22 protein-coding genes and 1 pseudogene are annotated in these 25,143 nt (G+C 74.2%); 12 read left to right on the top strand and 11 right to left on the bottom strand.

Going from position 1 to position 25,143, the window contains the following annotated elements; translation table 11 throughout:
- Nucleotides 1-37: 37 nt before the first annotated feature.
- The gene (locus tag QMF80_RS22965; protein ID WP_283456153.1) at nt 38-3,283 is read right to left on the bottom strand and encodes a type 2 lanthipeptide synthetase LanM family protein; all 3,246 of its coding nucleotides are present in this window, start codon (nt 3,281-3,283) and stop codon (nt 38-40) included.
- A 331-nt stretch (nt 3,284-3,614) separates the two neighbouring features.
- Here QMF80_RS22965 and QMF80_RS22960 point away from each other — a divergent pair, with 331 nt between their 5' ends.
- Together QMF80_RS22960 and QMF80_RS22955 are read left to right on the top strand one after the other, a co-directional pair.
- Nucleotides 3,615-4,244 (top strand): helix-turn-helix transcriptional regulator, encoded by a 630-nt coding sequence (locus QMF80_RS22960; RefSeq protein WP_283456151.1) that lies wholly within the window; start codon nt 3,615-3,617, stop codon nt 4,242-4,244.
- Nucleotides 4,241-4,552: a response regulator transcription factor gene (locus tag QMF80_RS22955; RefSeq protein ID WP_283456149.1), complete on the top strand. Its 312-nt coding sequence runs from the start codon at nt 4,241-4,243 to the stop codon at nt 4,550-4,552. Before QMF80_RS22960 ends, QMF80_RS22955 begins: the two co-directional genes overlap by 4 nt.
- A gap of 53 nt (nt 4,553-4,605) precedes the next feature.
- On the opposite strand, the gene QMF80_RS22950 is transcribed toward QMF80_RS22955, so the two are convergent.
- A complete protein-coding gene (locus tag QMF80_RS22950; protein WP_283456146.1) occupies nt 4,606-4,881 on the bottom strand; it encodes a GlsB/YeaQ/YmgE family stress response membrane protein in 276 nt (91 codons plus the stop codon).
- A gap of 284 nt (nt 4,882-5,165) precedes the next feature.
- Between QMF80_RS22950 and QMF80_RS22945 the strand changes: the two genes are divergently transcribed.
- From QMF80_RS22945 to QMF80_RS22935, 3 genes are read left to right on the top strand one after another with little or no spacing between them, the layout of a single operon-like run.
- Entirely contained in the window at nt 5,166-6,455 is a 1,290-nt protein-coding gene (locus tag QMF80_RS22945) for an ATP-grasp domain-containing protein (protein ID WP_283456144.1), read from the top strand.
- The gene (locus QMF80_RS22940) at nt 6,452-7,738 is read left to right on the top strand and encodes an MFS transporter (RefSeq protein ID WP_283456142.1); all 1,287 of its coding nucleotides are present in this window, start codon (nt 6,452-6,454) and stop codon (nt 7,736-7,738) included. Before QMF80_RS22945 ends, QMF80_RS22940 begins: the two co-directional genes overlap by 4 nt.
- A complete protein-coding gene (locus QMF80_RS22935) occupies nt 7,735-8,931 on the top strand; it encodes an ATP-grasp domain-containing protein (RefSeq protein ID WP_283456140.1) in 1,197 nt (398 codons plus the stop codon). The genes QMF80_RS22940 and QMF80_RS22935 overlap by 4 nt, the downstream gene beginning before the upstream one ends.
- Nucleotides 8,932-9,011: 80 nt before the next feature.
- Here the strand turns inward: QMF80_RS22935 and QMF80_RS22930 are convergent, their stop codons facing one another.
- Genes QMF80_RS22930 through QMF80_RS22905 form a run of 6 tightly spaced genes read right to left on the bottom strand, consistent with a single transcriptional unit; the run spans nt 9,012 to nt 14,534 of the window.
- The gene (locus QMF80_RS22930; protein ID WP_283456138.1) at nt 9,012-10,247 is read right to left on the bottom strand and encodes a cytochrome P450 family protein; all 1,236 of its coding nucleotides are present in this window, start codon (nt 10,245-10,247) and stop codon (nt 9,012-9,014) included.
- Nucleotides 10,244-11,473, bottom strand: a complete 1,230-nt coding sequence (locus QMF80_RS22925; RefSeq protein ID WP_283456135.1) for a cytochrome P450 — start codon at nt 11,471-11,473, stop codon at nt 10,244-10,246. Before QMF80_RS22925 ends, QMF80_RS22930 begins: the two co-directional genes overlap by 4 nt.
- A complete protein-coding gene (locus QMF80_RS22920; RefSeq protein WP_283456133.1) occupies nt 11,470-12,162 on the bottom strand; it encodes a GTP-binding protein in 693 nt (230 codons plus the stop codon). Before QMF80_RS22920 ends, QMF80_RS22925 begins: the two co-directional genes overlap by 4 nt.
- Complete coding sequence (locus QMF80_RS22915; RefSeq protein ID WP_283456131.1) at nt 12,143-12,514, bottom strand: DUF742 domain-containing protein; 372 nt, start codon at nt 12,512-12,514, stop codon at nt 12,143-12,145. Before QMF80_RS22915 ends, QMF80_RS22920 begins: the two co-directional genes overlap by 20 nt.
- Nucleotides 12,511-12,912, bottom strand: coding sequence for a roadblock/LC7 domain-containing protein (locus QMF80_RS22910; protein WP_283456129.1), 402 nt, complete (start codon nt 12,910-12,912; stop codon nt 12,511-12,513). The genes QMF80_RS22915 and QMF80_RS22910 overlap by 4 nt, the downstream gene beginning before the upstream one ends.
- Nucleotides 12,909-14,534, bottom strand: a complete 1,626-nt coding sequence (locus tag QMF80_RS22905) for a sensor histidine kinase (protein ID WP_283456127.1) — start codon at nt 14,532-14,534, stop codon at nt 12,909-12,911. The genes QMF80_RS22910 and QMF80_RS22905 overlap by 4 nt, the downstream gene beginning before the upstream one ends.
- A 356-nt stretch (nt 14,535-14,890) precedes the next feature.
- On the opposite strand from QMF80_RS22905, the gene QMF80_RS22900 reads away from it, so the two are divergent.
- The gene (locus QMF80_RS22900) at nt 14,891-15,496 is read left to right on the top strand and encodes a mycothiol-dependent nitroreductase Rv2466c family protein (RefSeq protein ID WP_283456124.1); all 606 of its coding nucleotides are present in this window, start codon (nt 14,891-14,893) and stop codon (nt 15,494-15,496) included.
- Nucleotides 15,497-15,536: 40 nt separating this feature from the next.
- On the opposite strand, the gene QMF80_RS22895 is transcribed toward QMF80_RS22900, so the two are convergent.
- On the bottom strand, nt 15,537-16,784 hold the full coding sequence (locus QMF80_RS22895; protein WP_283456122.1) for an MFS transporter: 1,248 nt from the start codon (nt 16,782-16,784) through the stop codon (nt 15,537-15,539).
- A gap of 158 nt (nt 16,785-16,942) precedes the next feature.
- Between QMF80_RS22895 and QMF80_RS22890 the strand changes: the two are divergent.
- The 3 genes and pseudogenes from QMF80_RS22890 to QMF80_RS22880 all read left to right on the top strand — a co-directional run.
- Nucleotides 16,943-17,137 (top strand): annotated as a pseudogene (locus QMF80_RS22890) (helix-turn-helix domain-containing protein); the annotation flags it as partial.
- A 311-nt stretch (nt 17,138-17,448) separates the two neighbouring features.
- Nucleotides 17,449-18,114: a molybdopterin-dependent oxidoreductase gene (locus tag QMF80_RS22885; protein WP_283456193.1), complete on the top strand. Its 666-nt coding sequence runs from the start codon at nt 17,449-17,451 to the stop codon at nt 18,112-18,114.
- Nucleotides 18,098-18,739: a cytochrome b/b6 domain-containing protein gene (locus QMF80_RS22880; protein ID WP_283456120.1), complete on the top strand. Its 642-nt coding sequence runs from the start codon at nt 18,098-18,100 to the stop codon at nt 18,737-18,739. The genes QMF80_RS22885 and QMF80_RS22880 overlap by 17 nt, the downstream gene beginning before the upstream one ends.
- 119 nt (nt 18,740-18,858) lie before the next feature.
- Here the strand turns inward: QMF80_RS22880 and QMF80_RS22875 are convergent, their stop codons facing one another.
- Complete coding sequence (locus QMF80_RS22875) at nt 18,859-20,370, bottom strand: hypothetical protein (RefSeq protein ID WP_283456190.1); 1,512 nt, start codon at nt 20,368-20,370, stop codon at nt 18,859-18,861.
- Between the two features lie 552 nt (nt 20,371-20,922).
- Between QMF80_RS22875 and QMF80_RS22870 the strand changes: the two genes are divergently transcribed.
- Entirely contained in the window at nt 20,923-21,882 is a 960-nt protein-coding gene (locus QMF80_RS22870; protein WP_502962900.1) for a fibronectin type III domain-containing protein, read from the top strand.
- 241 nt (nt 21,883-22,123) lie between these two features.
- On the top strand, nt 22,124-24,148 hold the full coding sequence (locus QMF80_RS22865) for an ATP-binding protein (RefSeq protein ID WP_283456118.1): 2,025 nt from the start codon (nt 22,124-22,126) through the stop codon (nt 24,146-24,148).
- Between the two features lie 208 nt (nt 24,149-24,356).
- Here the strand turns inward: QMF80_RS22865 and QMF80_RS22860 are convergent, their stop codons facing one another.
- On the bottom strand, nt 24,357-24,542 hold the full coding sequence (locus tag QMF80_RS22860) for a DUF5999 family protein (protein WP_283456116.1): 186 nt from the start codon (nt 24,540-24,542) through the stop codon (nt 24,357-24,359).
- Between the two features lie 155 nt (nt 24,543-24,697).
- Between QMF80_RS22860 and QMF80_RS22855 the strand changes: the two genes are divergently transcribed.
- Nucleotides 24,698-25,135, top strand: a complete 438-nt coding sequence (locus QMF80_RS22855) for an SRPBCC family protein (RefSeq protein WP_283456114.1) — start codon at nt 24,698-24,700, stop codon at nt 25,133-25,135.
- Nucleotides 25,136-25,143: the final 8 nt, after the last annotated feature.

The raw sequence follows: 25,143 nt of genomic DNA, 5'->3' as shown, positions 1-25,143 counted from the left end.
GGAACCTGAAGGGGAGTGTGGGGCTCGGTGCGATCGTTCAGTGGAGCAGCAGCACGGACGGGACCGCCTCCGGGAAACCCAGCCTGAGCAGGGCGTACCCGATGCCGGAGAGACCGGTGAGGAGACCGGGTGAGGGAACGTGGTCGGGGGTGCCGCAGCGGTGGCCGTGGCATTCGAGCCCGCCGAGCACCTGGCCCGCGCGGTGGGTCAGGGCGGTCGCGGCCCCGGTGTGGCCCTGCCCGGCGAGGACGCTGAGCAGTTCCAGCGAGCCGAGGGTGCCGTGGCCGAGGCTGAGATCACCGGACCCGGCGGGGCCGACGGGCCCCCCGGACTCCGCCGGGTCGCCCAACAGGGCCGCGCACCAGGTCAGTTCGGCCCCGGGGACCGGCTGCCCGGCCCGCCCGAGGGCGTCGGCGGCGGCGAGCGCCGTGCCCGCCAGCCCGGAGTGCCAGCCTAGGTCGGCGGGACGGCCCAGCGCGGTGTCCAGGGCGGGCCGCAGCAGGGCGGCGCCGGTACGGGCGCACTCGGCGGCCCGCGCCGCACCCGCGCCGTCCGCGCCCGCCCGCCCGGCCTCGGCGGCGTAGCGCAGCAGTGCCCAGCCGATCCCGGCGTCGCCGTGGGCGAACCCCGGGTCGGCGGGCGCGGACGGCCGGGTTCCGGAGCGGGCCCGCAGCCGGTCGGCGAAGGCGTGGGACAGGGCGGCCGCGCCGGGCATCCCGGTCAGCCGGTGTACGGCGACGGTCGCGGCCAGCGCGCCGGCGAGCCCGTCTGCCAGGTCGTCCGGCCCGTCCGGGTCGGCCTCGACGGCCAGCGCGAGGGCGGTGAGGGCGTCGGGCAGACAGGCGCGCAGCCCCTCGGATCCGGCGCGCGGCCCCTCGGATCCGGCGCCCGGGGCCCGGTCCAGGTCGTTCCCGGGCGGGTCCAGGAGGGCGGCGAGCCGGGCCACGGCGTAGACGATGCCGCTCAGCCCGTGCAGGGCGCCGGGGCCCACGGCGGCGCTCAGCGCGGGGTTCGCGGCGAGCGTGGCCAGCAGCTCCGGCAGCGGCCGCGCGGCCCGCCGGGCCAGTGCGGTGTAACGTCCGGCCCCGGTCAGCGCGCCGAGCTGGGCCAGGAAGAGGGCCACCCCGCAGTAGCCCTGGGCCAGCCCGCCACCCATCGGCAGCACCGCCCAGTGCTCCCCGGCGACCTGCTCCAGGCCGAGCCAGTTGACCCGGTCCTCGCCGTGCACGGCGCGGGCCGCGATCTCGTCGGCGATCCCGCAGGCGGCGGTCAGCAGCCGGGAGGGTTCGGGAACGACGGCGGGGGCGGGGTGCCCGGCCAGCGCCGAACGGGGCCCGCCCGCCGTGAGGTTGGCGCCGGTCACGGCCAGCGTCGCCGAGATGATCCACTCCTGGTCGTGCCGGTCGACCTCGTCCATCGCGGCGATCTTGTCGAGGGCCGTCCGCAGACTCGGCGCGGGCAGCACCCCCTCGATGAGCGCGCCCCGGGAACTGCGGACCGAGGTGTGCGCGGGGTGGTGGTAGAAGAGCGGTACGTCCCCGGCCCACAGGTCGGCGGTCTCGTCCTCGATCAGCCGCCGCCGGGCCGGGTCGTTCTCGGACTCCGCCCACAGTACGGCGAACAGCGCGTCCCGGGTCAGCGCGTCGCGCAGCACGTCGGGGTGGGTGGACTCCTCCAGCAGGGTCGTGTAGAGCCGCGTGGCGCGGGCGATCAGGCGTCCCGGGCTGGTGGCCCAGCGGGCCAGCAGCCCGTCCTCGCCGAGGAGTTCGTCACGGTGCTCGACGATGGCGTCGTACCCCGCGCGGAAGCCCTCCAGCAGCGCGGCCCGGTGGTCGCCGTGTCCGGCGGCCGGGTCACCGGGGGCGGGCCGGTTCTGTCCGGCGGGGGTCTCGACCCGGCCGCGCAGCACCCGCATCTCGTCGGTTCCGGCGGCTTCCCAGCGCATGCCGTCGCTGGGGTAGGAGCCGCCGTGCCCGCCACCGAGGGCGGAGATGTCCATGGCGCCGTTCTCACCGATCAGCAGGCTGGGCAGCAGGCAGGTGCGGTGCACCGAGGCCGACAGGGCGGCGGCCGCGGGGTCCGTGCCGCAGGTCACCGCCGCGGGCAGGCCGGAGTGCAGCAGGGTCTCGGCGTCCACCAGTACGGGCTGGTCCCCGCAGGCGATGACGTTCTCGTAGTGCATGTCGACGCCGTCCACCGCGTACAGCAGGGCGAGCAGGGCGCCCTGGCGGCGGTAGAACCGGTCGAGTTCGGTGACCGACGCGCACCAGCCGTGTGCGATGAACTCCAGCCAGCCGTAGCCGGGGCGGCGCACCGAGCGCGGGGTCCGCAGGCCGAGGCCCGGCACCTTGGCGTTGGTCCAGCCGACCGCCTGGTCGAGCAGGGCGTGCTGGTCGAGGGGGCGGGGCTTGTGGACGACGGTCGAGCCGTCGGCGAAGCGCAGCAGGGCCACGGCGCGGTTGCCCTGGTGCACGTCGCCCCGGCCGAGGTCGATCCGTACCAGCGGACCCGGGTCGCGGCCGTCGAGCAGCCCCCGGACGACCGCGGCACGGTCGGCGCTGTAGCGGCGCGCCAGCTCGGCCGCAGCCGCCGCCGCGTACCGGCAGGACTGGGCCAGCATCCGGGCCAGCACCGGGTAACCGGTGAACAGCCGGACGAGGCCCTCGCGGGTGCCGGTCCGGGAGAGGAAGTCGTCGAACCGCTCCCGGGAGGTCCGCCCGGGCAGCGTCCCCGCGGTACGGGCCGCGTGCAGTTCCCGTACCAGGGTCCGGGCGCACTGGTGGATCAGCCGGTCGCCGAGCCAGGCCTCGAACGCGGCCCGGAGTGCGGCGAGTTCGGTTTCCGGGAGGTCGATCAGCGCGGCCGCCTCGGCCCAGGCGGTGTCGATCAGGGGGCGCAGTACGGGCAGGAACACCGCCGCGCCCCCGGCCCCTTCGGCGCCTTCGCCGCCGGGCGCCGTCCACCGCTCGGGCGCCGCCGCCACGATCCGCTCCGCGTACGCCGCCCAGTCCGGCTTCTCGGCGCGGGCGGCCAGCCGCCGGGCCTCCTCCCGGGCCAGGGCGTACCCGGCGTCCTCGGTGCTGCCCAGGCTCGCCAGCCGGGCCGCGAAGCCCTCGGGGTCTCCAAGGGACCACGAGGCGGGCCGGTCGTGGGGGGCGTCGGTCCGCGGGGGAAGGGGCGCACCCGGCGCGGCGAGCCGCTCCCGCAGGTTCAGGGCCCGGGCCCACCAGGAGTGGGTCAGGCCGCCGACCTCGGTCTCTGCGGCAGTGGCGGTGTCAGTCACAAGAAGAAAGCTCGCAGAGGCGCGCGAGACGCACATGGGGGCACGTCCCCCATATTCCGCGCGGCCGCCCCCCACTGCCCCCCGCACCGGCCGCGCGACCGCCGCCCACCGGCCCCCGGGCCCGCCGCCGGGCCGCCCCGGACCGGCCCGGCCCCGGTGTCCGCCCGGTCCGGGGGCCGCTCTCCACATGCTCCGCCGCCCACACCACCACACCTTCACAAATGTGGGGGCGGGGGCCCGATGCCCGGCCCGACGGTCCCCCGCAGTCTTGGGACCAGCACCCTTTCCGCCGGTCGGTACCCCGGCCCGCGGATGACTTTCGGAGGACCCGGTGGGAGAACCCGTCCCTGTCAACGTCGTCGCGCTCGATCCGGTGCTCGAAGCCGGTACCAAGAGTGCCCTGCTCGCCTGTCCTGAGGTGTACCTGACCGCTCCGGGCGGGGAACCCCGCGTCGTGGTCATGACCGTGGACCGGGTCGGCCGTCCGGAACTCGACGTCCTGCGGTCGATCCGGGAGACCCCGCCCCGCCCCGACGTGGTGCTGGTGGCCGGGGAACTGGACCCCGCCGACGCCCTCCGGGCGATCGCCGCCGGGGCCCGGGGGCTGCTGCGCCGCCGCGAGGCGGACCCCGTCCGCCTGGCCCGGGCCGTACGGGCCGCCTCGCGCGGTGACTGCGCCCTGCCGCCGGACCTGCTGGAGCTGCTGCTCCAGCGCTCGGGGGCCCCGGGCGCGGCGGCCGACGGGGCGGCGGCCGGCCCCTGGGACGCGGCCGGGCTCAGTGACCGGGAGCGGTCCGTGCTGCGGATGGTCGCCGACGGGCACGAGACCAGCGAGATAGCGAAGCGGCTGTGCTACTCGCCGCGTACGGTGACCACGGTCGTGCACGACATCACCCAGCGGTTCCGGCTGCGCAACCGCGCCCACGCGGTGGCCTACGCGCTGCGGGCGGGCATGCTGTGAGCCCCACGGCCGCGTTGACGCGCGACACCGTCGAGATGCCCTACGCGGACCTCGTACGCCTGCTCGGCAGGCACGGCTCCCTGCCGGTTCCCCGCGCCGTACTCCCCTCCGACACCCCGCACCTGACGGCGCGCCAGACATCCGTACTGGCCCTGATGGCCGACGGGCACGGCAACGCCGTCATCGCCCGCACCCTGTCCTGCTCGGAGCACACGGTCAAGAACGTGATCTACGAGCTGATGTCCCGTCTGCACGCCCGCAACCGGTCCCACGCGGTGGCCTGCGCGGTGCAGCACAGCCTCATATGAACGGCCCGGCCCGCGAGGAGCGCGGGCCGGGCCGTTCACGTGCGCGCGTGCGGTCAGTGCCGGGAGTCCCGCGAGTTGCCGAAGAAGATGCGGTAGGCGACGAGCAGGACCAGTGAGCCCGCGATCGCCGCACCCCAGGTGGCCAGGTCGAAGAAGTGGTTCGCGATGGGCCGGTCCAGGAACCTCGCCGACAGCCAGCCTCCGAGGAAGGCACCCACGACACCGATCAGGGTCGTCCCGATCAGACCGCCCGGGTCGCGCCCGGGCAGCAGGACCTTGGCGATGCCTCCGGCCAGCAGCCCCAGAATGATCCAGCTGACGATCCCCATACCCACTCACTCCTCTCCCCTGCCTGCCCGCACGCATACGGGCGCGGGCTCACCTGGGAGGACGCCGCCGGGGCCGAAATGGTTCTCCGCCCCGCGCGGGGACATCGGGGCCGCCCCGGTCACAGGGCTGCGTGGACCCGAACCTTGGCGGGGGCTATGCCGTCAAGTGGCCGGAAAGGCACAGTCGTCGGGCGGGCCGAAGCAAGGCGGCGCGCAGCACAACCGCTCCTCGCCCCGTCCCTTCCCCGTCCCGCGCCCTCCCTCCGTCCTGCAGCGAGGCCTCCATGACACAGCCCGAACCGTCCGGCCCGGCCGGCGTCACCCACGTACTGGTGGGATACAGCCCGGTGATGCTCGGCAAGCTGGACGTCCTGCTCCCCGAGAACTCCGTCCTGGTCGTGGAGGAGCCCGCCGTCATCGCCGCGCGGGGCATCGACGGCCTGGCGGACGCGCACCGCTGCGTGGCGGCCCTCCTCGCCGCGCCCAGCCAGGACGAGGAGCACCCGCACCGGATCGTCGCCGCCGTCCCCCGGCCCCCGGGCGTGCGCGCCGTCGTGCCCGTCGTGGAGTACGGCGTGGTGGGCGCCGCGGCGCTCGCCGAGGCCTGGGGGCTGCCCGGCGCCGGACCGAAGGCCGCCCGCGTCCTGCGGGACAAGGCGCGGCTGCGGGCCGCGGTGGACGGTACGGACCTGCACCAGCCCGCCTGGCGGCTGGTCCGCAACCCCGAGGACGTGAACGGCTTCCGCGCCCGTTACGGCGCCGCGTGCGTGCTGAAGCCCGCGGGCCGCCAGGCCAGTCTCGGCGTACGGCTGCTGGACGCCGACGACGACACGGCCGCCGCCTGGGCGCACACGACGACCGCCGACGAGCCGTCCCTGCGCGCCGGTTATCCGGACTCCGCCCGCTTCCTGGTCGAACAGCGGCTGTACGGGCCCGAGGTGAGCGTCGAGGCCGTGGTCCACGAGGGGCTCGTCGGCTTCACCAACATCACGGCCAAGACGGTCCAGGACTCGCGCCATCCCGTGGAGACCGGGCACACCGTGCCCGCCTGGCTGCCGGGGGCCCAGGCGGACGCGCTGCGCGGCGCGGTCGCGGTGCTGGTCGCGGCCACCGGCTTCCGTTCCGGTGTGCTGCACTCGGAGTGGATCCTCGACGGCGGCGCTCCGCACCTGGTGGAGTGCGCGGCCCGGCTGCCCGGCGGCGGGATCACCGCGCTGATCGACCTCGCCTACGGGATGGACATCCTGTCCGCGCTGCTCGGCGTCCTGGACGGCAGCGGCCCGACGGCGGAGCGCCCCCCGGTACTGGGCGCGGCCGTGCGGTTCCTGATCGCGCCCGTCGGCCCGGTCGAGGCCGTGGAGGGCGCCGAGGAGGCGCGGCGCGCGTTCGGGGTCGAGGAGGTCCACCTCGGGGTGGCGCCCGGCGATGAGGTGCTGGCCCTCACCAGTTCCTGGGAACGGGCGGGCTACGTCATCGCCACCGGTACGGACGCGACGGCCGCGGCCCGCCACGCCGAGGACGCCGCCGCGCTGGTCTCGGTGCGCACGGCCCGGCACGTCGGGGGTGCGCGGTGAAGCGGATCTCGCTGTCCGACTACGTGCCCGTCAGCGCGGCCGGGCGGACCTTCGCCCTGACCTCGCTGATCAACGCGATCGGCACCGGGCTGTTCCTCGCGGGCTCCACGGTGTTCTTCATCCGCTCGGTCGGGCTGTCCGCGACCCAGATCGGGGCGGGGCTGGCCGTGTCCGGGTTCGTGGGCTTCCTGGCCACCGTCCCGATCGGCGCGCTCAGCGACCGGATCGGCGCCCGGCGCACGCTGGTAGGCCTCCAGATGTGGAGGGCGCTGTGGTTCGTGGCGCTGGCCTACATCCACGGCTTCGCCGGGTTCCTGATCGTGTCCTCCTGCCTGGCCGCGGCGGAGGGGGCCACCCAGCCGATGACCCAGGCGGTGGCCTCCGACACCACCGAGGAGTCCGATCGTACGCGGACCATGGCGATCGTCCGCACCGTGCGCAACATCGGCTTCTCGGTCGGCGCGCTGCTGGCCGCGCCGCTGCTGGCGGCCGACAGCATGTGGGCGTACCGGGGCATCGTGCTGGGCAACGCGACGGCGTTCGTCGCCTCGGCCGTCATGCTGTCCCGGCTGCGGCTGACGCGCTCCAGCGCGGCGCGGCGCAAGGTGGGGCCGCTGACGGCGATCCGGGGGTTCCGGGACTGGCGGTACCTGAGCCTGGCCGGGCTGGGCGGCGTACTCAATCTGCACACGACGCTGCTGTCGGTGGGGCTGCCGCTGTGGGCGATGACGGCCACGGGGGTGCCCGCCGGGTTCGTACCGGTGCTGATCCTGGTCAACACGGTTATGTCGATCACCCTCCAGGTGCCGGTGTCCCGGGGGGCCGAGCGGCCCGGCGGGGCGGCGCGGGCGCTGCGCCTGAGCGGGTTCGCGCTCGCGGTGTGCTGTGCGGCGCTGGCGGCGGCGCACGGGCCGTCCCCGCTCTTGGCGGGGGCACTGCTGCTGGCCGGGTGCGTGGCGCTGACCTTCGGGGAGATGTGGCAGGCGGTGGGCGGCTGGGACCTGAGCTACGCGTTCGCGCCGGAGGACCGCCGGGGGACCTACCTGTCGGTGTTCAGCCTGGGCAACTCCGGTCAGCGGATCGTGGGTCCGGCGCTGGTGACCGGGGTGGTGATCGCGACGGGCGCGGCCGGGTGGGCGGCGCTGGGCGCGCTGTTCTGCCTGGCCTCGGTCCTCGTACCGCCGGTGACGCGGGCCCTGGAACGGCAGCAGGAGCGACAGCGCAAGCAGGAGCAGGACCGGGTTCAGGTGTCCGAGGCAGCGAGTGAAGGAGCGGTGGCGTGAAGGATCTGCTGGTGGTCGGCGTGGGCACGATGGGACGGCCGTACGTGGACGCGGCGCGGCGGCTGGGCCACCGGGTCCGCGCCGTGGAGAACGCGGCGCTGATGGGCGACCGGCCCGCGGAGGAGGACGTCGTCTACTACCCGGTGTCGGGTTCCCTCGACGAGTCCTGGTTCGCCGGGGTCTCGGCGGCGCTCGCCGACCGGGCCCCCGACGGGGTCCTCGCCTTCGCGGAGGCCAATGTGACGGCGGGCGCGCTGGCGCAGGAGCGTCTCGGGCTGCCGGGTCCCTCCCTGCACGCCTCGGTGATCTCGCGCAACAAGGCGCTCCAGCGCACCGGTTTCGGTGCGTACGGGGTCCCGCAGCCCGAGTTCCTGCTGGCCCCCCACCTGGGCGCGGCCCGGGAGTGGATGCTGGAGCGGCTGCCGGTGGTGGTCAAGCCGCTGTCCCTGGGCGGCAGTGAGGGCGTAGAGCTGGTCACCAGCGCGGCGGAGGCCGAGGAGATCGTTGTCCGGCGGGGCGGCGAGGGCAAGATCCTGGTCGAACGGGCCGTCATGGGGCCGGAGTACAGCTGGGAGGCGCTCGTCCACGAGGGCGAGGTGCTCTTCGCCAACGTGACGGAGAAGGAGACCACGGCCCCGCCGTACTTCGTGGAGCTGTCGCACCGCTGCGGGTACGAGTTCACCGACCCGGCGCTCGCGGCGCGGGTGGACGCGCTGATCGCGGGAGTGCTGCGCGGGCTGGGCATGCGGACCGGGCTGGTGCACCTGGAGTTCCGGGTGGGGTTGGAGGGTCCGGTGCTGATGGAGGTGGCCGTCCGGACGCCCGGGGACTTCCTGGCCGAGGCGGTGAGCCTGACGTACGGCTTCGACCTGCACGAGGCGGTGGTGCGGCTCGCGCTCGGGGAGCCGCTGGGCTCCCTGCTGCGGACCCGGCCGGTGGCGTACGCGGCGACGTACTTCCCCACCTGCGCGCCCGGCACGATCACGGCCGTCGAGGGGGTCCAGGAGATCGCCGCGCACCCGGCGGTGGTGCGGGTGGGGCTGCGCAAGGGCGTGGGCGACGTGGTGGGGCCGCTGACGTCCTCCTCGCAGCGACTGGGCCACATCCTGGTGACGGCGGATTCGCCCGCCGAACGCGAGGGCGTCCTGAAGTTCCTGGCGGAGCGGCTGCGGTTCTCCGTACGCGCCGACTGACCGGCCTGGGTGCGCGGGCCCCGAGGGGGGCCGCGCACCCTGCTGGTGCTGTGTCGGGCAACGTTCGCCCCATCGCGGCACTAGGCCAGCGTGACGGGCAGCTCGAACAGGTCGTTCTGGGTCACGATCGGCTTGTTGCGCAGTTCCTCGCGCCCGACGGCCAGGCTCAGTTCGGGGAAGCGCGCGTACAGCGCCGGGAGGGCCACCCCCGCCTCCAGGCGGGACAGCGCGGCGCCGGGGCAGACGTGCGGGCCGTGGCCGAAGGAGATGTGCCGGTTGGGGGTGCGGGTGACGTCGAACGCGCCCGCGCTCTCGCCGTGCTGGGCCTCGTCGCGGCCGATGGCCCCGAAGGAGACGATCAGGCCCTCGCCCTTGGGCAGGACGCCGTCACCGACCTCGATGTCCTCTGCGGCGAACCGGATCAGCACGTGCGAGGTCGGGGTCGACCAGCGCAGGGTCTCCTCGATGACGTTCTCCCAGGGCACCTCGCCCTTGAGCACGAGGGCGCGCTGCTCGGGGTGGGTCTCCAGGGCGACCACCGCGTTGACGATCAGGCTGATGGTGGTCTCGTGACCGGCCGCGACCATCAGCTGGAGGGTGTTGGTGATCTCCTCGGTGGTGAGGTGGTCACCGTCCTCCGAGGCGGCGATGAGCGCGCTGGTCAGGTCGTCGCCGGGGTTCTGCCGCTTGGACTCCACGATCCGGCCGAACAGCGCGACGAGGTCCGCCATCATCTGCGGGACCTCCTCGGGCCGGGTCTGCGTCGAGAAGAACTTCTCGAACAGCTCCTTCATCCGCGGGTGGTCTGCGGCGTCCACGCCCATCAGCCGGCTGATCACGTTCATCGGCAGCGGGTACGCGAAGCGCGCCTTGAGGTCCACCGTCTCCCCCGCGGGCACCTCGGCGAGCCGGTCCAGCATGTCCGTGGTCAGCGCCTCGATGCCGGCGCGCAGGGTCTCCACCCGGCGTACGGTCAGCGCCTGGGCGACCAGGGTGCGCAGCCTGCGGTGCTCGTCGCCGTCGACGGTGAGCATGGAGCGGCCGGGGTTGGCCAGCCCGATCAGCGGCCAGTCCAGGGGGATCTCACCGCGCTGCCAGGCACCCCACGCGTTGATGTCCTTGACCACCCGGGGGTCCGTCAGGAGCTTGCGGGCCTCGGCGTGGTGGGCGACCGAGTAGCAGGGCACCCCGCCCGGCAGGACGACGCGGACCAGCGGTCCGGCGGCGCGCAGGGCCGCGCTCTCCGCGTCGAGGTCGGCGACGAAGGGGTCCAGGCTGATGGCGGCGGGGCCGGAATGATCGATCGGGCACGTCATCTGGTGGCTCCAAGGGCGGGGGTGGGGGTGTAGGTCACGGGCAGCTCGGACAGTCCGCGCAGCCAGGGCGAGGGGCGGCGCGCGAGTGCGGAGGCGGGCACCGCGAGGTCGACGTCGGGGAGCCGGTCGAGGAGGACCTCGATACCGGTCCGCGCGATGGCCTCGGCGACCTCCTGGGCCGGGAAGGGGCAGCGGTGCTCACCGTGCCCGAAGGAGAAGAAGGCGTTGTTGCCGCCGGTCAGGGCGCCCGCGTCGGTGCGCACGTGCGGGTCGGAGTTGGCGGCGGCCAGGCCCAGCAGGACCAGGTCCCCGCTGCCGATCCGGCGCCCGCCCAGGTTGGTGTCGCGGGAGGCCCAGCGGCCCGCCACGTTCTGGGTGGGGGTGTCCTCCCAGAGCACCTCGTTCATGGCCTCGCCGACGCTGTGCCTGCCGCCCGCGAGGGAGGCCGCGAACCGGTCGTCGGTGAGCATCAGGCGCAGCGAGTTGCCGATCCAGTCGGCCGTGGGCTGGTGCCCGGCGGCCATCATGACCATGAGGTCCTGGGCGATCTCGTCCAGGGTGAATCCGGCCTGGTTGGCGAGCATCCGCGAGGCCACGTCGTGACCGGGCTCGGCCGACTTGGCGGCGAGCAGCGCGTACATGGATCCGCCGAGGTGCTGCTGGCCCGCCAGCGCCCCCTCACGCCCGTTGATCATGTCGTTCATGGCGGTGACGAGGCCGGGGCCCTCCTCGTCCGCGAAGCCGTAGATGCGGGCGAGGACGCGCAGTGGCAGCAGCATGGCGTACTGGCCGACGATGTCGCATGCGCCCTTGCCGCAGATCTGGTCGATCAGCTCGTCCGCGAACCGTTCGGCATGGCCCTTGAGTTCGAAGGGGTCGATGGCCTCCAGGGCGTCGGTGATCACCGCCGCCCGCTCGCGGTGGCGCTCGCCGACCGTGTAGAGGATCGACGGCTGCTTGCGGCCGATCATCGGGAGCAGCGGCCAGTCGGCGGGGATCCGGTCCCACTGGTTCCACAGGTCGGAGTCGCGGGAGAACAGCACCGGGTCACTGGTGACCTGGTGCAGTTCGCGGTAGCCGAGGACCAGCCAGGCCGGTACGTCGCCGTCGAGGACGACCGGGGCGACGGCGCCGTGGTCGCGGCGCATCTCCCGGTACAGCTCGGTGGGATCGGTCTGGAACCGGGGGCCACCCAGGGGGACGGGGCGGGGCTCGGGGGTGGTCACGGGGTGGGCTCCGGGGTCGTCGGCCGGTCGGCCGTCTGGGCGTGCTCGGTGTGAGGGGCGTGCTCGGTGTCGCGGACGTGCGCGACGTGCTGCACGTGCCGGACGAGGGAGATCAGGACCTGCTTGCTGGACTCGCGGGAGCGGGCGTCGCAGAACACCAGCGGTACGTGTGCCGGGAGGTCGAGGGCCGCCCGGATCTCGTCCGGGGTGTGTGTGGGCCCGCCGAAGTCGTTGCAGGCCACCACGAAGGGGGTGCCGTGGTGTTCGAGCCGGTCGATCGCGTACCAGGAGTCGGCGAGCCGCCGGGTGTCGACGAGGACGACGGCCCCGAGGGTGCCGGAGAACAGCCGGTCCCACAGGAACCAGAACCGTTCCTGGCCGGGGGCGCCGAACAGGTACAGCACGTTGTGCGCGTCGAGGGTGATCCGGCCGAAGTCGAAGGCGACGGTGGTGGAGGTCTTCGTGGCGACCCCGCCGGTGTCGTCGACCCCCTCCCCGGCCTTCGTCATGGTCTCCTCGGTGTTCAGCGGACGGATCTCGCTGACCGAACGGACCATCGTGGTCTTGCCGACGCCGAACCCTCCCACGACGACGATCTTGAGACCGTTGTCCGCGGTGCTGCGGAGCGCCTGCCGGGCCGGGCGGGGTTCGAGCTGATCAGCACGCTGATCAGAGATTGCGGAGTCCAACGAGCACCTGCTCCAGGATGTCGGGGTCGGTAAGGCGGTACGCCGCGTCCGTCGAGTACGCCGCACGCGGGTGCCGGGCGCTGATCCGGCCGGTGCCGAGCAGGTCGGCGAGCAGGATGCGGACGATCGACACCGGCAGTGCCAGTTCGGCGGCGATCTCGACGACCGCCGTCGGGTACTGGCACATCCGCAGGATGGTGGCGTGCTCCGACTGCATGCCCGCCACCGGATCGCATTCGGCGACGATCAGGGTGACCAGGTCGAAGGCGTCCGAGCCGGAGCGGCTACGGCCGCCCGTGAGGGTGTAGAGCCGGTCCGGGGAGTCGTCCCGGGCCGGCCTGCTCCGGCTCATCCCCGGGGCCTGGCGATCAGATGCTCGCCGAGCTGTTCGACCAGTTCCGACATGTTGTGCCCGACGAGGCCGGCGTCCGCGTCCTCGGCGGCGACCAGCGCGAGGTGGGCACCCTCACCGGCCTCGACGATGAAGAGGATCCCGCCGTAGAACTCGGCCATCGCGGAGCGGACGCCGCCGCTCCCGTCGCCGAACTCGATGGACGCCCCGTGGGAGAGGCTCTGGATCCCGGCGGCGATCGCCGCGAGCTGGTCCGCCTGGTCGACGGACAGCTCGGGGGTGCGGCACAGCTTGAGGCCGTCCCGGGAGAGCACGAGGGCGTGGCGGGCGCCGGGGGTGCGTTCCAGAAGTCCGTCCAGGAGCCAGCTGAGCGTCTCGTCGGTGGTGGTGCCGGTCATCGCGTGTTGCCTTCCGGGTGCGGGGGGTTCGAGGGCGTCGAGGGCGGCGTGGCCGCGGCGCCGCGCACGGCCTGGCGGAAGCTGCCGAAGCGCGCGGCGGAACGGGAGGCGTCCGCGGGGGCCCGTGCGGCCGCCTGGTCCGCGGCTCCGGCTCCCTCGGGGTGCGCGGCCGCGAGGGTCCGGCCGCGCCGCCGCTGCGGCAGCGCGCTCTCCCCGGAGCCGTCGGCCCCGGCGCCGCTGCCCGTGTCGTCGCGGCGGGGGTCGGGGTGTCCCGTACCGCCGCGCGCGCCGCCGGCCTCGGGGCCGTCGTGCGCGGCGGCTCCGCCGTGCCCGTCCGCGTCCTCGCGCGGGGCCGCCGCCGAGGCGGGGGCGTCGTCCGCCGGGCCGTCGGGGGTCGCGTCGGAGGCCTGGGCGCCGGCAGCCTCGGCGGTCTCGGCGGGGGTGCCCGGGGCGGCGGCGGTGGCCGACTGGGCCTGGCTGATCAGCTCCTGCGGGAGCATCATCAGCGCGCCCGTGCCACCGCGCGCCGACGGGCGGAAGGAGACGGTCAGGCCGTGCTTGCGGGCGAGCCGGCCGACCACGGCCAGGCCGAGGCGGGTACCGGAGAGCCCGGCCAGGTCCAGGGACTCCGCGGTCACGGCCTGTTCGGCGCGGCGGAGCTGGACCTCGCTCATGACCAGGCCGCTGTCCTCGACGGTGATGATGATCCCGGCCGGGACCTCCTCCACGTACACGTGGACCTCGGCGGTCGGCGGCGAGAAGTTCGCGGCGTTGTCGAGCAGTTCGGCGAGGGCGTGCATGATGCCCTCGGCCGCGTGCCCGGCGATGGCGGCGTCGCTGGTGGAGTGCAGCCGCACCCGCTGGTAGCTGCCGATCCGGCCCATCGCCCCGCGCAGGATGGACTCCATGACGATCGGCTTGGCCCAGCGGCGGCCGGAGCGCGCGCCGGTCAGCACGGCGATGGAGTCGGCCAGCCGTCCCGCCTGGGCGGTGCGGTGGTCCAGGTGGAGGAGGTCGCCGAGGACGTCCTCGTCGGCGTGCCGGTGTTCCATGTCCCGCAGGTCGGCGAGCATGCCGGTGGCGAGCGCCTGCATCCGGCCCGCGGCGTTGGCGGCGGCGGCCATGGCGGCGGCCCGGCCCGATTCGGCGCGGCGCAGCTGTTCTCCGATGCGTTCGCGCGCGCTCAGGTGGGCGGCGGTGAGCCGGTCGGCCTCGGCGCGCGCGGCTGCGGCGATCCGGTCGCGTTCGGCGGCGTACTCGGCGATCAGCCGGTCGCATTCGACGGCGTGGTCGTGGACCAGTCGCTGCCGTTCGGCGGTGTGGGCGGCCGTCTCGCGCGCCGACAGGGCGGTGAGCCGGGAGATCTCCGCGTCGCGCGCGGCCATCTCACCCGCGAGGCCGGATATCCGGCCTCGCTGCACCCGGGCCGTGCGCGTCGTCCAGGTGACGGCGAACGCGGAGATCCCGAGCAGCAGGACCCCCGCCACGGCGAACCAGGCGAGTGGTGTTCGGACGGTCGACGGGGCCGCGGCCACCGCCGCCGTGCAGAGCGCGCCGGCGACCGCTGCGGTGAGCAGCAGGGCCAACGCGGAGGGGCGAAGGGGGGAGGGCGGCGCCGTCATCAATCAAAGCCTCAAACCGGGCGGAAATGGAAGAGAGGGTTCCTCTGGCAACGAGAGTCAACTATAGGAGAGTTGGTGATCGATTTAGAAAGCTCTTGGTGAAAATTGCACAGCGAGCGGGGCAATAAGGGGGAAGATGCAATGATTTGTCGCAAGATTTTCATGCGGTACGCATGCCCGGCCGCGACCCTCCGAAGCCGTCAGATCCATGATCATGTGACCTGGCATCAGCGAGGCGGACGCCCCGGCCCCGCGCGACTGCCCCTCAGGCAGTGACGGAGCAGCGACCATTGGCCCACCTTCACGGCCGCACAATGGCCCTTCTGGACGGGACACCCTCCTTCTAGTCTCGGAGGATGACCAACAAAGTCGACTTCTACTTCGACCCCATCTGCCCCTTCGCCTGGATCACCTCCCGCTGGATCCTGGAGGTGGAGAAGCAGCGCGACCTGGACCTCACTTTCCGTGTCATGAGCCTGTCCGTACTCAACGAGGGCAAGGAAGACCTGCCCGAGCGCTACCGCAGGCTGCTGGATACCGGCTGGGGCCCCGTGCGGGTCTGCATCGCCGCGGCCCAGGAGCACGGCGAGCACGTCCTGCGCGACCTGTACACCGCCCTCGGCACCCGGCTGCACAACCAGGACCGGTCGGCCACGGACGAGGTCATCCGGGAAGCGCTGGCCGAGGCCGGGCTGCCGGTCGAGCTGGCCGACGCCGCCGGGCGCACCGAATACGACGATGCCCTGCGCAAGAGCCACCACGAGGGCATGGACCCGGTAGGCGAGGAGGTCGGCACCCCGACCATCCACATCGACGGCACCGCCTTCTTCGGTCCCGTCCTGACCGCGATCCCGCGCGGGGAGGACGCCGTACGGGTCTTCGACGGGGTACGGCTGCTGGCCGGGTACCCGAACTTCTTCGAGCTGAAGCGGACCCGTACCGGCGGCCTCGACTTCAGCTGAGCCCGTCCGGCGGAGCAGTCCGGCGGAGCAGCCCGGCGGTTCAGCCGGAGCCGCCCCCTCCGGAGTCGTCCCGTCCGGAACCACCCCCGTCGGAGCCGCCCCGTACGGAATCACCCCGCCCGGGACCGCGGCGGCGGCCCGCGGCCGCCGTCAGCGCGACACAGGCCGTGAAGACCAGGCCCGCGCCGCGCAGGCCCAGCCCGAGGGTGAGCGCGCCGATGCCCACCACCGGCAGGGAGATCCCGCAGTAGGCGACGACGAACAGGGTGGAGATCGTGGCCCCCCGCTGCTCGGCGGGGGCCGCGGCCGATACGGTCGCCACCGCCGCCCGGAAGGCCATCCCCTGGCCGATCCCCGCGACGGCCGCGCCCGCGACCAGCAGCGGGAGCGACTCCGCGGCCAGCGAGGCGGCGACCAGCGCCAGACCGGCCACCAGGAGCAGCCGGCCCCGCGGCAGCGCCCGGGACGCCTCCAGGCGGCCCGCGGCCAGCTGGCCGACGGTGGAGGCGAGGAAGACCGAGAAGACGACGGCGCCCGACGCCGCGTGGTTGGTGACCCCCAGGGTCTGCGCGAGGAAGGTGGGCGCCACCGCGGTGAACAGCCCCAGCAGGGCGAAGCCCGCGAACGCCGCCGGGGCGCAGAGCGCGAACGCCGCCCGGGCCTCGGGCGGCACCCGCACGCCCTGGGGCCGCGGCCGGGCCCGGGGGTCGGGGTGCTCCACCGTCTCGGGCAGCAGCAGGACCACGACCGCCGCGGGCACCAGCAGCGCGAGGTGCGCGAGGAAGGGCAGCGCCAGCGGGTGCGGGGCGTACTCGGCGAGCAGCCCGGACAGCAGCGGCCCGCAGCCCAGCCCTCCCATGTTGGCGGCGGTGGCGGCGAAGGCGGCCCGGGCCCGGCGGTCGGGCGGGGCCAGTTCGAGGACGGCAGCGGTGGCGGTACCGCTGAGCAGCCCGGCGGAGAAGCCGGACAGCAGCCGCCCGGAGAAGAGCAGCGGCAGCCCGTTCTCGCACAGGAAGCAGACCGCGCTGGCCGCCGCGATCCCGAGCGCGGCCAGCAGGACGGGCCGCCGTCCGACCCGGTCGGAATAGTCGCCCGCGAGCAGCAGGACGGCCAGCACACCGAGCGCGTAGACGGCGAAGACGACGGTCACCACGAAGGTGGAGAACCCGATCTCCTCGCGGTAGATCCCGTAGAGCGGGGTCGGCAGCGTGGTGCCCATCATGCCGACCGCGAAAACGGCCGCGGCGGCGAGGTATCCCGGTCGGCGGCGCGAAGCGGCGGTGATCACCGCTGCATCGTACGAGCGGGCGGACCCCGGACCCGGAACCGTGGCCTGATGCGCGCGCCCCACCGGTGCGACCCCCGGTCCGGCCCGGTGGGCACCCTCGGCGCCCACGGAGCGGAACGCGAACCGCGGGAGCTGCCCCGGCTCGGGCAGACGGCGCCGAGCTGGCGCCCCCCGAACTGCTGGACCGGCCCGTCCACGCGATCGCCGCCCGCTGGGGCTTCGCCAACCCGGCCGTCTTCAGCCGGGCCTTCCGGGCGGCGTACGGGATCACCCCGGGCGAACTGCGCCGCCACGCCGGCCGCGCGCACTGCGCGGATCGTCAACGACCGCCGCACGCGGTGCACAGCCGGTGACCCCGGGCCGTCCCAGTGCCGCGGAGCGGGATGCGTGAGCGGGTGGTGTTGGCATCGGGGGACGCGACACCACCCTCACTCCTCCTCCCTCGGCTCCCTTCCCGCCCGCCCGCCGTGCGCGCGAGGTGTGACGGAATCCTGACGGACGGCCTCCGGCCCTGGTGCCCGGGCGGTGACGGTGGTCGAATCGCCGGGTGAGCACTGAACAGCACGCACGGGACAGGGACCACCCGGACCCGGGGCGCCCGGACCCCGAAACCGCGGATCCGGACGGCCGGGGCGCCCCCGTCGGGCGGCGTCTGGTCCTGGGCATGGTCGGACTCGGCGCCCTCGGGCTGGCCGCCGCCCCCGTACTGCAGCGCGGCTTCGAAACCGTCCTCGGCGGCGCCGCCGACAAGGACCCCACCGGGATCACCTCGCTGCTGCCCAACGGCGGCGGGTTCCGCTACTACTCCGTGGCCTCCTCCGTCCCGCGGCGCGGGCCCCAGGACTACCGGCTCACCGTCGACGGCCTGGTCGAGCGTCCCGCCACCTACACCCTGGCGGACCTCGGGCGGCTGCCGCAGACCCGCGTCGTGCGCGACGTGCAGTGCGTGACCGGGTGGCGGGTGCCCAGCACCCCCTTCGAGGGGGTGGCGCTGCACCGGCTGCTGGACGCGGCCGGGGTCAGCCCGAAGGCCCGGGCGATCCGGTTCACCTGCTTCGACGGGACGTACACCGAGAGCCTGACGCTCCCCCAGGCCCGCCGGGACGACGTGATGGTGGCCCTGCGCATGCAGGACCAGCCGCTCGGCCACACCCACGGCGGCCCGGTCCGGCTCTACGCCGCCCCCATGTACTTCTACAAGTCGGCGAAGTGGCTCTCCGGCATCACCGTGACCGAGGAGGTCGAGCCGGGCTACTGGGAGCGCCTCGGCTACGACGTCGACGCCTGGGTCGGCACATCGAACGGACGCGACGATGCCCCTACCGTCTGAACAGCTCACCGACCGGCTCCAGACCCGGGTCCGGCGGTTCGGCCGCGCCCAGCGCTGGGTGCACCGGAGTACGGGACTGCTCATGGGGCTGTGCGTGGCGAGCGCGGCCTGCCTGTACCTCTCCCCGCTCGCCGAACTGGTCGGGCGCAGGCATCTGGTCGTCACCGTGCACGAGTGGTCGGGGCTGCTGCTCCCGGCGCCCTTCCTCCTGGGCCTGGTCTCACAGGCCTTCCGGGGCGATGTGCGCAGGCTGAACCGGTTCGGGCCGCACGACACGGTGTGGCTGCGGGCCGCGCTGCGCCGGGACCGCCTGAGCCGGCGGCCCGCCGGGAAGTTCAACGCCGGGCAGAAGGTGTACGCGAGCTGGCTGGCCGGGGCGGTGCTGGTGATGCTGGGGACCGGGCTGCTGATGTGGGTGACCGGCTTCGCGCCGCTGCACTGGCGGACGGCGGCCACCTTCGTCCACGACTGGCTGGCCCTCACCCTGGGCGTGGTGCTGGGCGCTCACATCGGCAAGGCGCTGGCCGATCCGGAGTCCCGGCGCGGGATGCGCACCGGTTCGGTGGACCGGGCCTGGGCCGAGCGGGAGCACCCGCTGTGGAAGGTCCCGGACCGCAAGGACTGAAGGGTCACGGAAGGGGCACGGGAGGGGCACGGAGGCGGGACCGACACGGGTCCGGCGAGGGCGGTCCGGCGCGGATCGCGCGCCGGACCGCCGCTGGTACCGCGGTCGTTCCGCTGGGCTCAGCCGCGGTCGCGGACGGCCACGATCCCGTTGAAGACCCCGACGTACGCCGTGCCGTCGGGCCCGATGGTGATCGGCGCCCAGTTGTTGTCGTAGAGCGGCCCGGTGCCGGTCAGCTGCCGCCAGCGGCGCTCCCCGGTGCGGAAGTCGACCGCGCTGAGGTACCAGGCGTCGATCCCCCAGATGTTGGGCTCCTTCTCGTAGAAGTAGAGCAGCCCGTTGGCGGTGGAGAGCTTGGGCACGGTCGAGGGCGAGCGGATCCCGTTCTCCCAGACGGTGTCACAGCCGCTTCCGTCGGGGCGGACGTCGACCCGGCTGACGCCGCCGACGACGCTCTTGCCGAGCAGCAGGGTGGTGAGGTTCTCGTAGCCGTAGTTGTTCTCGGCGACGAGGCTGTTGCCCCAGCTGATCAGGGAGTTGTCGGTGGTCGAGGCGCCGGAGCGGAACACCGGGACCTTGCAGACGAGCCGTTGGTCCGCCGGGACGTCGACGCCCCGGCGGTAGACGAGGATGTTCATCCGGTCGTCGGCGTTGTCGGTGATGGCGACGTAGCCGTTGCCGAACAGGTCGGGGGTGGTGCCCGAACCCTGGTTCACCGAGCCGGGTTTGGTGCCCGTACCGCGGTCGTAGGTCTGGCGCCACTGCACCTGCGGGGTGCCGTCGGCGGTGGCGCGGAAGCTGTAGAGCGCGTGGTCGGAGACGATGGACACGCCGTCCTGGGCGACGGAGAAGGAGTTCTGGATCTCCTCCCCGTCCAGCCGGACCGAGCGCAGGCTCCCGGTCGCGGGGTCCACGGTGCCGACCCGGCCGAGCCGGGTGACCCACCAGATGCGGCCGTCCCAGTCGGGCATCACCGAGGTGACGGGGTCGCAGGTGCCGCTGGGCCACAGGTTGGTCCAGCTGACGCAGTCGTGCGGGACCTGGCTGGTGAGGTCCCAGTCGTCGACGGTGGTGAACGTCCACCCGCCGTCCCGGTTCTGATGGTGCGCCAGGCGCAGGATGTGTTGGCGCGAGTCGGCAAGCACGGCGCGGTCCTGGTCGTCCAGGTAGAAGTAGGCGCCGCCCGAGGTGTCCTTGAAGATCTTCGAGAAGTCGAGCGAGGTGATCGCCTCGACCGTCGAGGAGCGCTGCGGGAGCTGGTACTCCGCGAGCGTGCCGAGCGTCCGGGGGTCGAGCAGCTTGACCTTGAATCCGGAGAAGGTGCCGCACACCGTGACCAGGCGGCCGCCCGAGTCGAAGGTGGCGGTGGCGCACTCCCCGCCGAGTGCGGCGATCTTCTCGCTGCTGACCTGCGGGTTCTTGCCGAGCGGGCCGGACCACGGGTAGGTGGCGCTGCCCGCCGCGTCGGCGTGCATGCCGCTGCGGCCGTTGGGCGCGAGGAACGGGTGCCGGGGCGGGGCCTCGCGGGGCACCGGGACGGCGGTGGCGGGGGCGCCGTCGTAGTGGCTGACCAAGCGGTGACCGGGGGCCTGGGGGATCTCGCCGGCCTGGGCCGCGGAGACGCCGTACATCGCCACGAATACGGCGACGGCCGGAACCACCGAGCAGTGCAGCGCTCTTCGGAACATCCGCGCTTCCTCCGTTCTCTTCAGTTCTGTTGACAATGCGTCTGACATCGCGCCGCGGCCAGACGCTAGAGCGGAGCGCCTGAGGAGTCCATGGAAGAGCGGGATGATTCACGAAGGCGCAACAGTCGATCAAGCCGAGGCGATCTCGTCGCCGACCATCCGGCCCGGACGCGGCGCCAACGCCCTTGCCGGACCGGCGCGTTGGGGCTGACCGTCGCCGACCTCGGGGCAACGGCCCGGCAGCTCGGGGCCGAGCCCCACCCGGTGGCCAACTCCCCCACCGGGCCAGAGGTGACCGGTAGACGACGAACTGCCCCGGATCACCCCCGCCTGCGGCCCGGCGTGTGCGCGCGGGTGACGCCGGAGGTCTTGCCCGGGACCCTCAGGCGTGCCATATATGTCTAGACCTTTGCGGGTCCAATGGCGGCCCCCACCCGTCCCGGCCCCACCCGTCCCGGCCCCACCCGGACGGCCCCGCACCGACACCCCGTGAGGATGGCCCCCTTGCGCCGCCCCACCGCCTTCGCCGCGGCCTCCTGCTGCCTGGCCGCCGCCCTGCTGACCGGCTGCGCCGCCCCGGACACCCGGCCGCCCGCCTCCCCCACCGGCCTCACCGCGCAGGCGGGCAGCGCCACCGCGGTGCACGTCATGTGGGAACAGGCCGACCCCCGCGACGGGGTGAGCGGCTATCAGATCCTGCGGGGCGACGCCCTGGTCCGGGAGGTCCCGGCCAACAAGACGATGGTCGACCTCACGGGCCTGGCGCCGCTGACCGCCTACGCCTTCACCGTCCGGGCGAAGGACTCCGCCGGGAACCTCTCCGCGCCCAGCACCGCGGCCACCGTCACCACCCCGGCCGCCGAGCCCGCCGACCACGGGCCGCCCACCGCCCCGGCCGGCGCCACCGGGCACCCCGACGGACCCCGGGCGGCCGTGCTGTCCTGGTCACCCGCGACCGACGACACGGGCGTGACGGCGTACGACGTCTACCAGGGCGGCGTGCGCATCCACACGGCCCCGGGCACGGCCACCACCACCCGGCTCACCGGCCTCCAGCCGGACACCGTCTACACCTTCACGGTGCGCGCCCGCGACGGCGCCGACACCTCCTCGCCCGACAGCGCCGGGGTGGACGTGACCACGGCGACCGCTACCGGCCGGGGCCCGGGCACCGCGCCCGCCGACTTCGGAGCGGCCGTCGCGCCGGGCACGGTCACACTGTCCTGGAACCCGCCCGACACGGGGGAACAGACCCGCGAATACCAGCTGTACGTCAACGAACAGCCCACCACGATCATCCAGTTCGGCGCGGGAGCGGTGCCCACCGGGCGAGCGCGGTACCAGCTCGCCGTGACCGAACCCAAGGGCACGGCCTGGGCGTTGAAACTGCGCGCGCGGCTGCCGGACGGCAACTGGGGATCCTTCTCGGCGGAACGCCGCGTCACGCTCGGCTGAACCCGGCCGCTCCCCCGCCGGTCCTCCGCCGCTCCCCCGCCGTCGGCCGCGGCCGCCCCGCCCGCCCCACCCCGCCCGGGCACGCGCACGTACACGGGCGCCCGCCAACTTTCGCGATCTTCACCGAACGGCACTGCCGCGAAGGCGGATCGCGCACAATACATGCGTGTTCGGTGAGTACTCGATCAACAGCGGTCAGCCAGGTCCGCCCGACGGCGACCCTCGGCCAGACTCTCCCTCCGTGCTGGGGAACCTGCCGCCGGAAGCGGCGACCTTCGTCGGCCGGGAGGGTGAACTCGCTCTGCTCGACGGCCTGCTGCGGGAGAGAAGACTGATCACGCTGACCGGCGTCGGCGGCGTCGGCAAGTCCCGGCTGGCCCTGCGCTCCGTCCACGCCCTGTCCCGGGAACACCACGACGGCGCGTGGTGGGTGGAGCTGTCACCCCTGCGCGACCCCGGCCTGCTCACCGCCACCGTCGCCCACACCGTCGGTCTCACCGAGCTCTCCGCGCGCTCCCCCGACGAGGAGCTGTGCGCGTGGATGGCCGACAAGGAACTGCTGCTGGTCCTCGACACCGCCGAGCACCTGGTGCCCGCCTGCCGCCACCTGGTCGGCGAACTCCTCCAGTCCGCCCCCGGCCTCACCGTCCTGGTCACCTCCCGGGAGCCGCTCGGCTCCCCCGGCGAAATCCTGGTCGAGGTCCGGCCGCTGCCCGTGGAGGGGCCCGACAGCGACGCCCTCGCGCTCTTCCGCGAACGGGCGCTGGCCGCCACCCCCGCCGCCGCGTCCGCCTTCGCCGACCCCCTGCGGGCGGCGACCGCCGCCGAGGTCTGCCGCAGGCTGGACGGGATCCCGCTCGCCCTCGAACTCGCCGGGGCCCGGCTGCGGTCGTGGAGCCTGGAGGAGATGGCGCAGCGCCTCGGCGCGCGGTTCGACGTCCTGTCCGACGACCGGGCGGCGCTCCAGCCCCGGCACCGGACCATGCGCACCGCGATCGGCTGGAGCCACGAACTGTGCGCGCCGGTGGAACGCCTGATGTGGGCCCGGCTGTCCGTCTTCACCGGGGACTTCGACCTCGCGGCCGCCCGCGCGGTGTGCTCCGGCGGCCCGCTGGCCCCGTCGCGGGTGGAGCGGATCCTGGCCGGGCTGGTCGCGAAGTCGGTCGTCCGGCGCACCGAGGAGCGGGGCAGCGGGGCCCGCTACCGGATGCTGGACACGATCCGCGAGTACGGGCACGAGTGGCTGGCCGAACTGGGCGAGGTGCGCACCCTGGCCGACCGGCACGCCCACTGGTACGCGGCGCTCGCGCGGGCCGCCGACACGGGCTGGCTCGGCCCGGGCCAGGTCGACTGGTACCGCAGGATGACCGCCGAGCACGCACAGCTGCGCACCGCCATGGAGCACCTGCTCGGCACCGACCGGCCGACGGCCCTGGAGATGGCGGGGGCCCTGTGGTTCCTGTGGTTCTCCTGCGGACACACGCACGAGGGCCGGGGGTTCCTGGAGCGGGCGCTGCGCTCGTCCCCGCGCACCGGCACGGCGTACTTCCAGGGGATGTGGGCGCTCGGGCTCATCGCGCTGCTCCAGGGCGAGATGGCGACCGCCCAGCGGCTCGGCACGGAGTGCGTCGACGCGGCGGCCCGGCTGGCGGACCCGGAGCCGGAGCTGCGGGCCGCGTACCTGCTCGCGGTGTCGGTGCTGATGCCGGGGGACGCGCGGCGGGCGCTGGAGCTGACCGGCCCGCGGGCCAGGGCGGGGCACGGCGGGCGCGCCAGCGGCCCTGGCTGGCTGCTGTGCCGCCTCGCGACCGGGTACGCGCTGTGCGACCAGGGCAGGTTCGAAGAGGCCGCCGACGAGGCGCGGGGGCTGCGCGAGGCGTGCGCGGAGCTGGGCGACGGGTGGCTGCGCGCCTACGCGGACTACATCCTCGCCCTGGCGGCCCTGGGGCTCGGGCACCACGGGGAGGCGGCCCGGCACGTGCGGTCGATGCTCTCGGGCAAGCGGCTGCTGGGCGACCGGCTGGGGATCGCGCTGGGCCTGGACGTCCTGGCGGCCGCGGTGGCGGGGCTCGGCGACGGGGAACTCGCGGCCCGGCTGCTGGGCACCGGACAGGCGTGGTGGCGTACGGTCGGCCACCCCCAGATGGGCGGCTCGCCCTCGCTGCTGGCCCTGCGGGACGAGGGCGAACGGCGGGCGCGGGCGGCGATCGGCGACGAGGCGTACGAGAACGCCTTCCGCGGCGGCGCGGCGGCGCCCACCGGCTGAGCGGTCGCCCGCGGGCCGGGCGACGCGTACCGGCCGGGCGACGCGTTGCGGCCGAGCGGCGCTCACCGGCCGGCCGGGGGGCGCCGACGGCCCCTGCGGGCGTCAGTACGGCAGCGGCCTGCCGGACGGGGTGCGCAGGTCGAGGTCTCGGGGTGCGGGCTTCGGGACGGGCTTGCGGATCAGCTGCTGACGCATGCTGCCTCCTCGCTCAGACCAGGGCCAGACGGCGTGGAGCCACCGCGCGGCCGTCGGGGAGCAGTTCACCGGTGTCGTCGAAGACCACGGCGCCGTTGCACAGCAGGTTCCAGCCCTGTTCGGGGTGGAAGGCGACCGTGCGGGCGGCGTCGTGATCGGCGCTGTCAGCGGTCGGGCAGGGGGGCTGGTGGGAGCACATGGCGCACCTCATCGCAGGGTGGGGCGGGAGGGCCGATGGTCAACCGGTCGAATCCGCGATCCACGGTGGCGAGGAGTATTACCGATCACAGCCCCCGTATGGAACCCATATTCGAGGTCGAGTTCAGGATGTGTATGCCCGATTACGATGCGCTCATGCCCGCTATCCGGATTGTTCGCAGAACGTCACTTCCGGCCGCGGAGGCGTGGCGCAGGCTCACCGACTGGGAACGCCACGGCGAGCAGGTCCCTCTCACCCGGACCGCGATCACCACGGCCGGGCCAACGCGTGTCGGAACGTGCTTCACGGCGCGTACGGGTGTGGCGAGGGTCACGTTCGACGACCCGATGGAAGTGGTCCTCTGGCGTCCCCCGGCCGAGGGCTCCGCGGGTCTGGTCAGGCTGGAGAAGCGGGGCCGGGTGGTCCGGGGCTGGGCGGAGATCGAGATCCGCCCCCTGCCGACGGGCGGCACGGAGGTCCGCTGGCGCGAGGAGCTGTGGCTGCGCGGCCTCCCCCGCCTCTTCGACCCCGTCGTCGCCGCGGCGGGCCGCCGCCTCTTCGCCCGCGCGATCGATTCCCTGCTGCGGGGCTGACCCCCGCC

This window comes from Streptomyces sp. G-G2 (assembly GCF_030063135.1).
Lineage (GTDB): Bacteria > Actinomycetota > Actinomycetes > Streptomycetales > Streptomycetaceae > Streptomyces.
Note: the sequence above shows the minus strand (reverse complement) of the source record. Positions and strands in the feature narration are given on the sequence as shown.

Excerpts from the sequence above, each read along its gene's own strand:
- QMF80_RS22855 (WP_283456114.1), top strand. The coding sequence starts at position 24,698 with ATGCCCGCTATCCGGATTGTTCGCAGAACGTCACTTCCGGCCGCGGAG.
- QMF80_RS22930 (WP_283456138.1), bottom strand. The coding sequence starts at position 10,247 with ATGACGTGCCCGATCGATCATTCCGGCCCCGCCGCCATCAGCCTGGAC.
- QMF80_RS22905 (WP_283456127.1), bottom strand. The coding sequence starts at position 14,534 with ATGACGGCGCCGCCCTCCCCCCTTCGCCCCTCCGCGTTGGCCCTGCTG.
- QMF80_RS22945 (WP_283456144.1), top strand. The coding sequence starts at position 5,166 with ATGACACAGCCCGAACCGTCCGGCCCGGCCGGCGTCACCCACGTACTG.
- QMF80_RS22880 (WP_283456120.1), top strand. The coding sequence starts at position 18,098 with ATGCCCCTACCGTCTGAACAGCTCACCGACCGGCTCCAGACCCGGGTC.
- QMF80_RS22915 (WP_283456131.1), bottom strand. The coding sequence starts at position 12,514 with ATGAGCCGGAGCAGGCCGGCCCGGGACGACTCCCCGGACCGGCTCTAC.
- QMF80_RS22860 (WP_283456116.1), bottom strand. The coding sequence starts at position 24,542 with ATGTGCTCCCACCAGCCCCCCTGCCCGACCGCTGACAGCGCCGATCAC.
- QMF80_RS22900 (WP_283456124.1), top strand. The coding sequence starts at position 14,891 with ATGACCAACAAAGTCGACTTCTACTTCGACCCCATCTGCCCCTTCGCC.
- QMF80_RS22870 (WP_502962900.1), top strand. The coding sequence starts at position 20,923 with ATGGCCCCCTTGCGCCGCCCCACCGCCTTCGCCGCGGCCTCCTGCTGC.
- QMF80_RS22875 (WP_283456190.1), bottom strand. The coding sequence starts at position 20,370 with ATGTACGGCGTCTCCGCGGCCCAGGCCGGCGAGATCCCCCAGGCCCCC.
- QMF80_RS22885 (WP_283456193.1), top strand. The coding sequence starts at position 17,449 with ATGGTCGGACTCGGCGCCCTCGGGCTGGCCGCCGCCCCCGTACTGCAG.
- QMF80_RS22910 (WP_283456129.1), bottom strand. The coding sequence starts at position 12,912 with ATGACCGGCACCACCACCGACGAGACGCTCAGCTGGCTCCTGGACGGA.
- QMF80_RS22950 (WP_283456146.1), bottom strand. The coding sequence starts at position 4,881 with ATGGGGATCGTCAGCTGGATCATTCTGGGGCTGCTGGCCGGAGGCATC.